Consider the following 13,878-nt stretch of genomic DNA (forward strand, 5'->3'; position numbering starts at 1 on the left):
AAGATCAGGGATGCTGATGCGACAAAGAGGAAATTTTTGGACGCAATCAGTATGATTTTGATCGAACAGGGATTTAGCGCAATCAGGACAAACAACATTGCCAGGTTACTTGGAAAAGATAAGAATTTGATCCGCTACCACTTTGGAAGTTTAAATGGGCTTTTAAAAACCTATATACAGGATAAGGATTATTGGCGACCATTTTTCGAGCGCTTCCGTTTTTCGGATAACCCAGATGCCAAAGAGATCGAAGAGCTATTTATCGGATTGATGCAGGAAAACTTCAAGGTATTTTCTGCCAATGAGGAAATGCAGAAGATTATCCATTGGCAGATCTCTGAATCTAGCGCATTGATGAAAAGTATTTCTGATGAGCGTGAAGCTGAAGGAGATAAATTGTTGAAAATGGCAGTTCCCTATTTCAGAGAAAGTGGAGTAAACTTTAAAGCTATAATTGCTTTACTGTTGGGAGGAAGCTATTATATGGTACTGCAGCACAAGGCAATTAATGGCGTAGTCTGCGGTATTGATCTCAATAGCGAAAAAGATAAGACTGATGTATTGGTGGCAATAGGAAAAATAATAGAGTGGGCTTGGCAATATGCTGAGGAGAACGTTAACGATAAATTACAATCTACCGAAAAGATGAATTACGAATTTGAACACCTCGAAGAATTATCGGAAATCCTGCTTAAAGATCAAGGCGACAATACCACGTTGAACGAACTAGAAAAGGAACTTAAACGCTTGGAAAGGATATTACTAAAACAATTATTAGAACTTTCCAATGAAACGCAGATTAGTAATTTTTTGCAGATCAACCTATATCGAATGGGTGAAATATGTGATAACCATTTTAATCCCACTAGTGAGGGAAATTTAGTTGCACAGTCTATACTTAATCTGATGGATCACCTCACTTCACAAGTAGAACCCTTATTGCCCGCTACCTTGAGCCTTCCCAAGCTGTTCTGCAAACAACAATCTTTGGCATATAACGAAAAATGGCAGTTTTTGAAGAGCTGGCTCCAAAAAATAGGGATAGATGAACAGCTTTTACTAATCACTGGGATACCATTCAATCAGTTTACCTTTGACGGGAAAATGCGCTGGCACAATTATAAATACCTAAAAAAATACGAGAAGATATTTGAAGAAATTGGCGAAGAACTTCCTAAAGATAACTATGAGTTGATGCATTTGCTGATAGGTCTGGGTTTTAATCATGTCAGGTTTGAAAACTATTGCACCAAGATTTTTTCTGCCAAAATAGAAGGCCTTAGTGGATTAGAGGCAAAATCATTGCTAAAAATAGAGAGAACCAAGTTGTTTCAAGTTAACCTGTATACAAAAATGGTATTTGATCAAGATAGAAAGCCTGTTGATGAAGCATTGGCAAAATGGATAGATGCCACAATTAAGGGACTAAGTGAAAAGCCGCATGATATCCAGCTTAATCCATTGAAATTAAAAACTAGGCTAACAGCTATGCAATTGGCACTTTTTGAAAAGACTTTGTATACCCACGGATTTTACGATGAACCTAACCTAGATGTTTTTTCAGAAAAAATTGCCTGTAATTTTTCTACAAAGGGACAGGATGTGCTTTCTGCGCCAAGCGTAAAGTCAAAAATGTATACCAAGGATATATCGGCAATAAAACCATTGGAACCCATGGTGGCTGCGGTTCTGGAAGACCTCCGCAATTTTTTAATATAGTACAGTTATTAGTTTAGTATAGTTGGGGTCGGGCGGATTAATCTGTCCGGCCTTTTTTATGGGTCGATCAGATGTCCCATTTGGTTCGTTTCCAGAAATTCTACATACTCGTAGATCAGATGTTGGTTAAAACCAGGCAAGTTTAATAAGTAAGCTGTCCTATTCTGTAACAGGTCTGAAAAAGTATGGAAGCCTAATGTCTCAGTGACCATTTTAAGTTCATGGCTGAGCGGGCTGTTTGCGATAGGCAGCTTTAGGATGTCCCTAAGTTCGGATTGTTTCATTCGACGATTTGGTTTAGGCCTGCCATCCCAGCGCAGGCGTTTTCTAAAACGACATAGCGCGGGATACGTGCCATATCCGCTCTAGAGGTACCGCGAAGCACCTGAACACAAGATAAGCCGCACCCGCGCTAAAGCGCAGGCGAACAGCCTATTTTTCCTTGTGTTCTTTGTAAAAATTCGCGGTTTTCTAGAACAAGTCAAATAGCAGTCGCTATGTAATATTTTAACTAAAGGCAAATATAAGCATAAGGTTTAGAAATCGGTGTACATGTTTCATACATCCACTTTTTCCCTATGTGGTGAATTACGTCTTTTGGTCTAAGCCTGCCGAGTGAAAGTTATTGCCAGTTAACTGGCTAAGGCAGGTGTTATTTAAACTTAAGTTTTATGTTCCATAAATTTTATGATGCTTTTTACTCCCAGTTGTGCAGTTCACTATCTTCCTTTGCCGCTGGGCATTCTGATCCGGTAAAAGTCCTTTCTGCTGCAATGCTGGAAATTAGAAAGACTTTAGATGAGCTGCGTTCGAAGGTGCTTTCTGTTCCCTTTCCTTCTTTAGAGACCGAGATCTTGTTTTTTAAAATGGTGAAGCCGAAGTTTTATGCGTTGAAGATTTATCATTTCGAGTTGTATGGCCTATCGATGGGGATTCCTGTGGGAACGAAGGATGTGGTTTTGGCTTATTATGCACAGGAACTTTCGTTCATTGCACGTTTCTTTTCCATCCATGCGGCGGCTTACGATTATTACCGGACGGGAAGGACTGAGTTGGATCGCCTGTATTTTGTGCGTGGTGCTGAGGTTTCGCTGGTCTCAGTTCCAGAGATGCCGGAGATCGATCCACTGTATTCGACTTCAATGGATTACCTATTTGCAAAGTTTATCGCTTTTGAGGCTTTGCGGGCTCAGATTGTAGAGCGGATGGGTGTTTTGGATGGTTCTATTGTAGATGCTGAGGCGGTTCGGCCAGATCTGGGGATCAAATGGACGGGCAAGGTGGTTAACCTGGGCGAGCTGATCTATGGACTGTATTACACTGGTCAGCTGAATCATGGGAATGCGCAGCTGTCAGAGATTGTGGCTTTGTTTGAGCGCATGTTTATGGTGAAGATCAGGGATGTGCACCATACGTTCGGGGAGATCAGGGAACGTAAGGTAAGCAGCCCCTCTAAGTTTATCGATTCAATGGGCTTGGCGATACGGGATCGGGTTGATGAAGATCTAAAATATAAGCCGGGTAATCGTTGATTACAGGCTGTTTAGCCCGATGACCTTTCCCCATACGCACCCCTGTTGGGAAAGGAAAATCTAAGCTTGGCCAACCTTTGTTTCGCCGCCGGTAATGGAGTTGGCGGCTTAAAACAAAGGCTTATGTTATCAAATTTTAGCTGGTTAGCTTACGGAATTTTTATCCTCGTTTCCCTGCTCATTTATTATGCTGTAATCCTGCTGCTGTATTACAGGCAGGAGATGCGAACGTTCTTCAGGACTTTTCTTTCTTCGGTTCCTGACCGGGCCGGAACAGGTAAAAAAGAAGTAATACCAACCGCAGAGACCGAAGATCCAGGGTTGCTGGGTAAGGTGGCTTTGGAAGACGGACTTAGCAGCGTGAGTATGGAAGAGCTGGACTTTGGCAGTAATGACCAGATGCTTCAGGGTGACCTCGCCGACTGCATGGAAGAGCTGAATTATACTTTCTGTCTGGCAAAAGAAAAAAGCTGGGACGCTGCGAAGCTGACTACCTCGTTCATTGAAATTGCTGAATGCTACAGGGAAGTTTTCTCTTCTAAATTACGCAGTCAGTTGCTGGGACACATTTGCAAGGAATGCAGTGACAAACTGGAATGGAAATTAAGCCCGCAGGAACTGGAAGCGCTCTTTGCTAAAAAAGGTTCAGGAGCTGTTCCGTCGTCGGGTAAAATAATTGCAGTAGGTGCTGCGGTATTAGCTTTTTTTGCCCAGGCTGCCTATTCGCAGGATGGCAACCAAGGGATTGCCGAAGCAACGAACAAAGTAGCGGGTTACTTTGATACGGGAACTGACCTGATGTATGCCATCGGTGCAATTATGGGCTTGGTCGGTGCGGTGAAAGTTTATTCCAAATGGAATGCGGGGGAACCCGATACCGCTAAGGTGGCTACGGCATGGTTTGGTAGCTGTATTTTTTTGGTGGTAGTGGCAACGGTGCTTAAATCATTCTTTGGGATATGAGCAGCGTCTATCAGATCAATAAAGGTATTAACCGCCCAATTGAATTTCGTGGCCTGAAAGCGCAATATATCGGCTTTTTAGCGGGTGGCTTGGTTGCACTGCTGCTGATGTTTTCTTTGCTGTACATCCTTGGCGTAAACCTGTACATCTGTATTGCGCTGATTGGCAGTCTGGGGACTGCGCTTTTTACAACGGTGATCCGCATGAGCCATAAGTACGGGCAATATGGCCTGCTGAAAAAGAATGCGAAACGCAGTATTCCTGCCAGCCTGTCCAGCAGGAGCCGCAAATTATTCACCCACTTAAATTCTTCTGTATGGCAGCAAGTAAGGCAATAGATTTTTCCAGGGTGTTCCCGATCTATAAGGTAGAGCATAATTGCATTGTTTCGATGCAGGGAGATTTGACGGTGGTGTTTAAAATAGACCATGCGGATATTTTTACGCTGGGATCTGCTGAGTATGAGGCAGGGCATCATACCTGGGTAAAGGCGATAAAAACTTTGCCTTTTGGTACAGTACTGCATAAGCAGGATACTTTCTACAAAAAGCTGCATCGTGCCAATATGGATGCTTCGCAGAGCTTTTTAACGCTTGCAGGAGAGAACGCATTTGAGGGCAGGGCTTACCTGGATCATACCTGCTATTTGATGATTACCAAAAAGCCGGAGGACAGAAGAACGGCAACCAGCGGTTATTCGGGACTGATGCGCAAAAGTATTGCGCCCAGACAGACCACCAGTCCGGCTCTGTTCGCTGATTTTATGGAAAAGGTAGGTGCCTTTGAGCGCATACTCGCTGACAGCGGCCTAGTTTCATTACGCCAGCTGACCGATGATGAACTTGCCGGAACGACTGGTAAGGTCGGCATCATTGAATCTTATTGCTCACTTCTTGGAACGGGAGAAAGACCATTGTTAAGGGATGTGCATTTGAAGGATGAGATCAGAATCGGAGAAAACCATTGTCAGCTTTTTTCTCTGGCTGATGTGGAAGACCTGCCGTCATTTTGCGGCAGCAGGGTAAATTATGACAGGTACAGTACCGATAAGAGTAAGTTCAGTTTGGGTTTTGCGGCAAACTTAGGTTTATTGCTGGACTGTAACCACCAGTATAACCAGTTTCTATTTATTGGTGATCCGCAGAAAACGATCAAGGAACTGGAGGCTAAAAAGCTGCGCTTGCATTCCCTTTCGGCCTATTCCCGTGAAAATGCGGTAAGCCGCGATGCGGTGAATGATTTCCTGAACGAAGCGGTGGCAGCCGGACGGTTACCCATAAAGGCGCATTTCAATGTCATGGCCTGGACGAGTGATCAAGCGGAGCTACAGGAGATCCGCAACAAAGTCAGTTCTGCTATGGCGGGCATGGATGCGGTAGCCAGGCAGGAAACGGACGGAGCAGCTCAAATCTGGTGGGCGGGCATCCCAGGCAATGCCGCAGATTTTCCGGTCAATGATACTTTCGATACGTTCGTGGAACAGGCCAGTTGCTTTCTGAATATGGAAAGTAATGCAAAGTCTGATGGTACAGGCATCCGCTTTGGTGACCGGAATTTTGGCAGACCTGTGTATGTGGATCTTTTTGATGAGCCTATGAAAACGGGGCTGGTAACCAATCGAAACCTGTTTATCTGCGGGGGTAGTGGTGCGGGAAAATCAATGGCCTGTAACCACATGTTGCGTACGCTTTACGATGAAGGAACACATTGTGTGACCATTGACATTGGCGGCAGTTATAAGGGGCTTTGTGATCTGGTAGGTGGCTATTACTTTAGCTATACCGAAGAGAACCCGATTAGATTCAACCCTTTTTTTATTGGTACAGATGATGTGCTGGATATTGAAAAGAAAGAGAGTTTAAAAACCCTGCTTTTGGCGCTATGGAAACGGGACGGTGAGCATTTCAGCCGCTCGGAATATGTGGCGATCTCTGGTGCTATCACCCTGTACTATGAATATTTAGCAGAAAACCCATCTGTCTTTCCTGGCTTTAATTCCTTCTATGATTTTCTGATGCTGGAATATATGCAGGTGATGGAAAACGGCAAGGTCAAGGAAAAGGATTTTGATCTGGGTAACCTGCTGTATGTTTTGAACCCATACTATAAGGGCGGCGAGTTTGATTATCTGCTCAATGCTACCGAGAATTTAGACCTGCTGAACGAGCGCTTTATCGTTTTCGAGCTGGACAACATCCGTTCGCATGAGGTTTTGTTTCCCGTGGTTACGATCATCATCATGGAAATGTTCATTTCCAAAATGCGCAAGCTCAAAGGACAGCGCAAGATATTGGCAATCGATGAGGCATGGGTCGCCATTGCAAAGACTGGTATGAGCCATTTTATCAAATACCTTTTTAAGACAGTTCGTAAGTTCAATGGGATCGCTGCACTGATTACCCAAGAGGTGGACGATTTGATTTCCTCCCCTATCATTAAGGAGACGGTGATCAATTTATCAGATACCAAGATCCTGTTGGATATGCGCAAGTTCATGAACAAGTTTGATAAGCTGCAAGAAACGCTGGGTTTGTCCGATAAAGCCAAAGCGCTGCTTTTATCGGTCAACAAGGCCAATGAGAAAGGTAAAAACTATCGGGAGGTTTTTATCGATCAGGGCGGTCAGAAGCTGAGCGTATACCGTAACGAGCTGTCCGTTGCCGAGTATTTGGCTTATACGACTGAGGAAAGCGAAAAGCTTCGCGTCATGGAATATGCTGAAAAGTACGGCAGCATGGAAAAGGGAATTACCGTACTGGCAGAAGAGCTTCGCCAGAAGAAGGCTCAGTAAATTATTTTAATTCTGAAATTTTATGAAAAGAATAAAAGCAACATTATTTGGCTGCTTTGCAGCAATGCTGTTTTTCGTATCCTGCGAGAACAGCATTAAATCATCTATAGATGGCACCTATGCCAGTTATGAATCCGGTGAATACAGTATCTCCAAAGATACGCTGGTCATTATGCCTTGCGGCGATCAGGGAGACTACCAGGTAATTAGAAAATCCGCTTTCCAGACGGTAAGGAACCGGAAGCTTCAACCATCTGAGCGAAAGATCCGCGAGTATATGGGCAGGTTTGACGGGAAAACTAAAACGCTGATCATCGATGCCCAGGGTAAGAAAATCAGTTTCTTTCCTGGTAAAAACAGCTTGCTGCTGATGCAGCGGGAATATCATAAGGTTAAACCATAAAAGAGGGCAGCTTATGAGAGAATTTATAAATAGAGCAAAGGTATATTATGTAGTAATGCCACTCAGTTTGGTGGTACTGCTGGTAGCAATGCCCACCAAACAGGTTTCAGCGCAGATCGCTATTGCCGAAGTGATTAAAGCAGGCGTTAAAAAGGTGATCAAAGCCCTTGATCTGAAAGTGCAGCGTTTGCAGAACCAGACCATCTGGCTGCAAAATGCGCAAAAGGTATTGGAAAATACCTTGTCTAAATTGAAGCTGACAGAGATCGCCGACTGGACGACCCGTCAAAAGGAACTGTATGGTAAATACTTTGACGAGCTGGCAAGGATCAAATCTGCCATCGCCTTTTACCAGCGTATCAGGGACATTACCCAGCGGCAGGCCGATATTGTGGAAGAATACAGGCAGGCCAAAAGCCTGTTTGCCAAAGACAAACATTTCAGCCCGGATGAACTTGGCTTCATGGAAGATGTCTTTAAGGGGATTCTGGATGCCAGCCTGAAAAACATCGATCAGTTGTTGTTAGTCGTCAACTCGTTCAAGGTGCAGATGGATGATGCTAAACGGTTGGAAATCATAGAACAGGTAGCGGTGAAGATCGATCAGAATTATTTTGACTTGAAACAGTTCAATACCCGCCAGATCAAACTGAGCCTGTCCAGGGCGAAAGAAGCCGGTGATCTGAACATCATTAAAAAGCTGTATGGGATTGAGTAGGAAACTATGCAGAGTGGTAATGCTAGTTGCATTATCCCTCTGGGCTTTTTCAGGTTCTGCACAGACCTGGGGAGAGATTTTTAATCAGAAGAAAACGCAGAAAAAATACCTGTTACAGCAGATCGCCGCCTTGCAGATTTATATTGGCTATGCAAAGAAAGGCTATGATATTGTGGGCGGTGGCATCCATACAGTTAAGGATATAACTAATGGAGAGTTTAGTTTGCACCGGAATTTCTTTGCGTCGTTGGCTGCGGTAAACCCAGCTATTAAAAACAGCGCAGCGGTTGCCGAGATCATTAACGGCGGCTTGGGTATCATTTCCGTGCTGAAAAGCTGGAAAGCATCGGAGCTGAATGCAAATGATTGGGGGTACGTTTCATTGGTCAAGGCAAATCTTTTAGCGGAATGTGCCAGTGATCTGGAGCAATTGTTTTTGGTGATCACATCCGGTAAGCTGGAAATGAAAGACGACGAACGTTTGGGACGGCTCGAAAAACTTCGGCTGTCGATGCAGGATAAATATGATTTTGCACTTTCCTTTAGTACCGATTTGCAAATGCTGATCCGGCAAAAGAACAGGGAACAGGAATCCATTAACCAGATCAGGAGGTGGTATGAAATTGAGTAGGCTAATTGTTTTTTGCTTTGCCCTTCTAGTGTTATGTTCTGCAAGTCGTGTAAAAGCGCAGTCCGCCGAGGTACAGCAGTTAATTTTAAACGTTGAAAAACTGTCGCAGTTTAAAAATATCCTGAAGGATATGAAAGCGGGCTACCAGATTATCAGCAAGGGTTATAATGCCGTTCGTGACATATCCAAAGGCAATTTCTCCCTGCATGAAACTTTTCTTGATGGATTAATGGCAGTCAGCCCGGAAGTGAGAAGATACCATAAGATCGCAGGGATCATCAAAATGCAGAGCAACATCCTGTCCGAATATAAAGCCGCATTCAGCAGGTTTAAGTCCGGCGGGCAGTTTAACATTCAGGAAGTGGATTATATGGCCTCGATTTACTCGCAGCTCAACAAACAAAGCCTGCAAAATCTGGAAGCGCTGTTAATGGTGGTTACGGCCGGAGAACTGCGTATGTCCGATGATGATCGGCTGGCCACAATAGACCGGATTTTTGAAGATATGCAGGACAAGCTTTTGTTCCTGCGGCACTTTAATGCCCAGGGCATTGGTATTTCAAGGCAGCGGACAATGGAACAGAAAGAGGTTTCAGCCATGCAGGAACTGTTTAAGTCAAACCCTTAACCCATTATTATGAACAGATTTATTAAGGCCACATTATTTGTGGTCATGGCCATGCTTTTAACGTTCTCGCCAATATTTTCGTTTGCGCAAGGGCTGGCTGGTGAAATGAAAAGTATGCACCTGGTCTTGGATCAGGTGTATAAGGAAATGATACCGCTTTGCTCTAATCTGATTGGCGTAGGCCGTGGTCTGGCAGGTTTTGCTGCACTGTTTTATATTGCTTCCCGTGTCTGGAAGAACATTGCGCAAGCTGAAGCGGTGGACTTTTACCCGCTGTTACGCCCTTTTGCGCTCGGCTTAGCGATCTTGCTTTTTCCGGCAGTCATTGGCCTGATGAATGGCATCTTACAACCAACCGTTTCGGCAACCTCGGCAATGGTGAAAAACTCCGACCGGGCAATAGCGGTGTTGCTGAAGCAAAAAGAGAATGCCATTAAAAAGACCGACCAGTACCAGATGTATGTCGGCGCCGATGGTGAAGGTTCGAGTGACAAATGGTATAAATACACCCATCCCGAAGATCCGAACAGGCAGGATGAGGGGATGCTGGACAGGTTGGCGCATGGGATTGATTTTGCCATTGCAAAGGCCAGTTACAATTTCAGAAATTCCATCAAACAGTGGATGAGCGAGGTTTTGCAGGTGGTTTACGCGGCAGCTTCGCTGTGTATCAATACGATCAGGACATTCTATCTCATCATTTTAGCCATACTCGGCCCATTGGTATTTGCCTTTGCGGTATTCGACGGCTTTGAGCATACGTTAACGGTGTGGATTGCCCGCTATGTCAATATTTTCCTTTGGCTGCCCATTGCCAACATCTTTGGCAGCATCATCGGAAAAGTGCAGGAAAATATGCTTCGCTACGATATATCGCAGATTGGTCAGCAGGGTGACACCTTCTTTTCAAGTACCGATACGGCATATTTATGTTTTCTGATCATTGGCATCATCGGCTACTTTTCGGTGCCAACGGTTGCTAATTATATTGTACATGCAGGTGGCGGCAACTCGATTTTATCTAAAGTCAATTCGCTGGTTGTTGGCGGGGTGAGTACTTCGACCAAGATGGTATCAGGAGCAACTGGTATGGTCGTTGATGCAATGGGAAACGCCAACCGCAATTCAAAAGGAGGCAGCGCATCCGAGGGAAACGACTATTTCAAAAACAAACTTAAGAGCAACGATTAATCCATTAAGCCTATGTTTACACAACTCAAAAATATAGATACCGCATTCCGGCACATCAAGCTGTTCAGCTACCTGCTGATACTGGCCAATACTTTTACGATATGCTTTGGCCTGTACAAATGGTGCCAGCTGTCGGCTGAGAAGGACGGGAAAATCTACATCCTGTATAACGGTAAGGTATTACAGGCACTGGCTTCTGATAAGAAAGCCAATTTGCCTGTGCAGCTCCGTGACCACATCAAAACCTTTCACCAGTACTTTTTTAACCTGAGTCCCGATGACAAGGCCATTAAAGCCAGCGTTTCCAAATCGCTTTTCTTAGCTGATCTGTCAGCAAAAAAACAATATGATAATCTAGTGGAAAGCGGGTATTACAACAACCTGATCTCGGCCAGCATCTCCCAGGAAATCGAGGTGGACAGTACGGTGCTGAACATAGATGTTTATCCGTATTCCTTTACCACCTATGCTACCCAGCGGCTGGTTCGTTCCAGTAGTACCGCAGTTCGTAAGCTGGTTACTAAGGGACAAGTCCGGGACTTGAAAACCCAGACAGATGATAACCCGCACGGCTTTTTGATACAGAGCTGGGAAATTCTGGAAAACAGGGACGAACCTAAATCCTACGGCAATGAGACTCTTCCGCAGTAAAAAGCAGAGAATTTCTCCGTCTGCTGATGCACTGAGGGGAAAGCTGGCGAGCTACATCCTGCGCCAGCAATCAAGAATTGCCGGATGGCTCAATGAGCGGACAAAAACTTATTCCACCTTTCGGTGGATGGTGCTACTGATCCTGTTCTGCTTGGGCGTGGGTGGCATTTGCATTTATTTAATCATTATATCCATTTACAATTAATCCATATAGCTTATGAATACAACACATTCTCCCGCTTTTTTAAAGCGACGTAAATTCCTGATGGTACTGCCATTACTGATCCTGCCGTTCATGACAATGGCCTTCTGGTCATTAGGTGGTGGTTCTAAACCGCCTGCGGCAGAGGCCTCGGTCAGCAAAGGCTTAAACATGGTTCTGCCGGATGCAGATTTTAAGAATGAAAAACCCGTAGACAAAATGAGCTTATATAGCCAGGCACAAAAGGACTCGGCTGATCTGATCAAGCACGGTTTAACTACTGGCGAAAGCTCTGGAATTGCAGGTGCTGGCAGAGGTTTAAACCCTGATCCGAGCGAACTGGCAATTCAGGCAAAACTTGCGCAGATCAATGCACAGGTAAACGCAAAGCCGATTGCTCCTGCCTATGGCCCTGGTGGAACTAATACCCGTCCTACTCCTGATCCGGCCATGAGCGCAGATGTTGCGAAGCTGGAAGCCCTGATGAAAAATATGCAGGCTTCTTCCGGGGGTGATGATTCGGAAATGCACCAGCTCAATGCTATGATGGATAAAATACTTGCTATCCAAAATCCAGATCTGGTTAGGCAGCAGCATGTTAAATCTTCCAGTGGTGTGCCCGACACCTTGTTCAAAGCTATTCCCGCAGAAATCGCAGGAAATGTAAAGGCCGTTGAAGGTTCGGTGATCGAACTTCGTTTACTCGATACCATTGTACTGAACGGGCAACGCATCCCTAAAGGTCATTCCATATTTGGCCTTGCAATCTTTTCTAACCAGCGTATCAGTTTGGAGATCAAAAACATCCGTTTGGGCAACCAGATTATTCCGGTGAGTTTGACTGTTTTTGATAAACGGGACGGTATGATCGGACTCAATGCACCAGAGGCTTTGCTTGTTGATGCCGTAAATGGCGGAGCCGATGATGCCATCCGCAGTATGCAGTTATTAAGTATGGATCAGAGCATCGGGACACAGGTTGCGGGTGCTGGTCTGGAAGCTGCTAAAGGGCTATTCTCTAAAAAAGTCAAAAGAGTAAAGCAGAAATTGCCTGCGGGATATCCGGTACTGTTGCGCGATAACTCGAAGAAAAAGTGAGGTTCAGAAGGGACGATCTGGTCTCGACCGCTGAATTCCTAGTTGATGTAAAGATAGATGGTTATGAGTTTGTAAGCTATCCCAGGGATAGGGATATGTACACTGGAAACGAGATCTATGCTTTTGTTGAGCGAAGGAGTGCGGACAAACATGCCAGGGAGAATGGTGACTGGTATGTTGAACCTTTAGCGCCATTCCTTCGGAACATGATCGAAGCCCTTAAAGACAATAAACTTGTCGAGATCGTGGAAACCGGACACTATTATCATTTAAATAATCAAAAGAATATGAACGAAAACAATTTAGCATTCCTAAAGAACAAGCTCGAAAAGATGGATTTCCCAGTTGCGGTGCTTGATAAGCTTGAAAAGGAAATAGATGTAAAGGACCAGAAGACCGAAATCAAGATCGGTCATGAAATCAACCGTGGAAATGAAACTGTAAATTATGAGCTGAACTTTAAGCAATCCGATACCACCGATATGTACTTCTTTAATAGTTATAAGGCTACATTGAATACCGGAAACGAGGCTATTGATAAAAGTCAGGATTTCAGGATCAGGAACGGCAATAATGTTGGTGCAGATGAGGCTTTCAATTTGGTTGCGGGCAGAGCGGTGCAAAAGTCAATGGTCAATAGTGATGGCGATAACTATCTGGCATGGCTGAAAATCGATTTTTCTCAGAAAGATAACTATGGCAATAACAAGGTGGAACAGTTCCATGATCGCTATGGTTATAATCTGGAAAAGGCTTTGGATAAATTTCCGATTGCGGAGCTTGCCAAACCAGAGGAAAAAGCCGATTTGATGGCTTCAATGAAAGCTGGGAATTCTACAGCGGTAACGATGACGAAAGACGGAAAGGAAGCCGTGTTATTTATCGAGGCCAATCCACGCTTGCGCACCATTAATATTAAAGATGAAAAAGGGGTGTCTATTCGTCGTGACCAGCTGGAAATTAAAGACAAAAGCCAGAGCCAGAAGATAGTTGAAAACCAGGGGCAGGAAAAAGGCCAGAATAACAGAAAAAAGCAGGGTTTGTCCGTTTAGCGCCTAATTTATATCTTTAAAACGCAAATCAATATTAAATCACTATTTATTAATCATAAAAAACAATTAAAATACATGGAAAAATTCACGAAAGTAAAAGAACTGATAGCTGGTATTGAGGCTGATGTAGAAAAATTCAGTAATGCAGGCAATGGCGCAGCAGGTACAAGGGTTAGAAAAGCGATGCAGGATTTAAAAGTATTGGCTCAGGAAATCCGTACAGAAGTAACGGAAAAAAAGAACAGCAAATAGATAGATAACTGTTTTGGGAATATAGAACCCTGTTCAGAGATGAGCAG

The 13,878-nt window shown here is 44.2% G+C and carries 15 protein-coding genes; 14 read left to right on the forward strand and 1 reads right to left on the reverse strand.

Annotation, left to right across the window (positions count from 1 at the left end; translation table 11 throughout):
* Positions 1-51 precede the first annotated feature (51 nt).
* Entirely contained in the window at positions 52-1,719 is a 1,668-nt protein-coding gene (locus BM207_RS14570; protein WP_090995815.1) for a TetR/AcrR family transcriptional regulator, read from the forward strand.
* Between the two features lie 56 nt (positions 1,720-1,775).
* On the opposite strand, the gene BM207_RS19025 is transcribed toward BM207_RS14570, so the two are convergent.
* The gene (locus BM207_RS19025) at positions 1,776-2,003 is read right to left on the reverse strand and encodes a hypothetical protein (protein ID WP_143095964.1); all 228 of its coding nucleotides are present in this window, start codon (positions 2,001-2,003) and stop codon (positions 1,776-1,778) included.
* Positions 2,004-2,390: 387 nt separating this feature from the next.
* On the opposite strand from BM207_RS19025, the gene BM207_RS14575 reads away from it, so the two are divergent.
* From BM207_RS14575 to BM207_RS14635, 13 genes are all read left to right on the forward strand, one after another.
* Positions 2,391-3,251, forward strand: coding sequence for an RteC domain-containing protein (locus BM207_RS14575; RefSeq protein ID WP_090995819.1), 861 nt, complete (start codon positions 2,391-2,393; stop codon positions 3,249-3,251).
* A 672-nt stretch (positions 3,252-3,923) separates the two neighbouring features.
* On the forward strand, positions 3,924-4,214 hold the full coding sequence (locus BM207_RS14580; RefSeq protein ID WP_090996269.1) for a DUF4134 domain-containing protein: 291 nt from the start codon (positions 3,924-3,926) through the stop codon (positions 4,212-4,214).
* Positions 4,211-4,552, forward strand: coding sequence for a DUF4133 domain-containing protein (locus tag BM207_RS14585; protein ID WP_090995822.1), 342 nt, complete (start codon positions 4,211-4,213; stop codon positions 4,550-4,552). Before BM207_RS14580 ends, BM207_RS14585 begins: the two co-directional genes overlap by 4 nt.
* Entirely contained in the window at positions 4,531-7,005 is a 2,475-nt protein-coding gene (locus BM207_RS14590) for a TraG family conjugative transposon ATPase (protein ID WP_090995825.1), read from the forward strand. Before BM207_RS14585 ends, BM207_RS14590 begins: the two co-directional genes overlap by 22 nt.
* A 22-nt stretch (positions 7,006-7,027) precedes the next feature.
* Positions 7,028-7,408: a hypothetical protein gene (locus BM207_RS14595; protein ID WP_090995828.1), complete on the forward strand. Its 381-nt coding sequence runs from the start codon at positions 7,028-7,030 to the stop codon at positions 7,406-7,408.
* 13 nt (positions 7,409-7,421) lie between these two features.
* Positions 7,422-8,126 (forward strand): conjugal transfer protein TraI, encoded by a 705-nt coding sequence (locus tag BM207_RS14600; RefSeq protein WP_245768124.1) that lies wholly within the window; start codon positions 7,422-7,424, stop codon positions 8,124-8,126.
* A 19-nt stretch (positions 8,127-8,145) separates the two neighbouring features.
* The gene (locus BM207_RS14605) at positions 8,146-8,757 is read left to right on the forward strand and encodes a hypothetical protein (protein ID WP_143095965.1); all 612 of its coding nucleotides are present in this window, start codon (positions 8,146-8,148) and stop codon (positions 8,755-8,757) included.
* Positions 8,744-9,385 carry a hypothetical protein gene (locus BM207_RS14610; RefSeq protein WP_090995838.1) on the forward strand — a complete coding sequence of 214 codons (642 nt, stop codon included), beginning with the start codon at positions 8,744-8,746 and terminating at the stop codon, positions 9,383-9,385. Before BM207_RS14605 ends, BM207_RS14610 begins: the two co-directional genes overlap by 14 nt.
* 9 nt (positions 9,386-9,394) lie before the next feature.
* The gene (traJ, locus tag BM207_RS14615; protein WP_090995841.1) at positions 9,395-10,576 is read left to right on the forward strand and encodes a conjugative transposon protein TraJ; all 1,182 of its coding nucleotides are present in this window, start codon (positions 9,395-9,397) and stop codon (positions 10,574-10,576) included.
* Between the two features lie 12 nt (positions 10,577-10,588).
* Positions 10,589-11,227, forward strand: a complete 639-nt coding sequence (gene traK / locus BM207_RS14620) for a conjugative transposon protein TraK (protein WP_090995848.1) — start codon at positions 10,589-10,591, stop codon at positions 11,225-11,227.
* 265 nt (positions 11,228-11,492) lie between these two features.
* Positions 11,493-12,527 carry a conjugative transposon protein TraM gene (gene traM, locus BM207_RS14625; RefSeq protein WP_245768125.1) on the forward strand — a complete coding sequence of 345 codons (1,035 nt, stop codon included), beginning with the start codon at positions 11,493-11,495 and terminating at the stop codon, positions 12,525-12,527.
* Positions 12,524-13,579 carry a hypothetical protein gene (locus tag BM207_RS14630; protein ID WP_143095966.1) on the forward strand — a complete coding sequence of 352 codons (1,056 nt, stop codon included), beginning with the start codon at positions 12,524-12,526 and terminating at the stop codon, positions 13,577-13,579. The genes traM and BM207_RS14630 overlap by 4 nt, the downstream gene beginning before the upstream one ends.
* A 75-nt stretch (positions 13,580-13,654) precedes the next feature.
* Complete coding sequence (locus tag BM207_RS14635) at positions 13,655-13,831, forward strand: hypothetical protein (protein ID WP_008240331.1); 177 nt, start codon at positions 13,655-13,657, stop codon at positions 13,829-13,831.
* Positions 13,832-13,878: the final 47 nt, after the last annotated feature.

The organism is Pedobacter insulae (assembly GCF_900113525.1).
Lineage (GTDB): Bacteria > Bacteroidota > Bacteroidia > Sphingobacteriales > Sphingobacteriaceae > Pedobacter > Pedobacter insulae.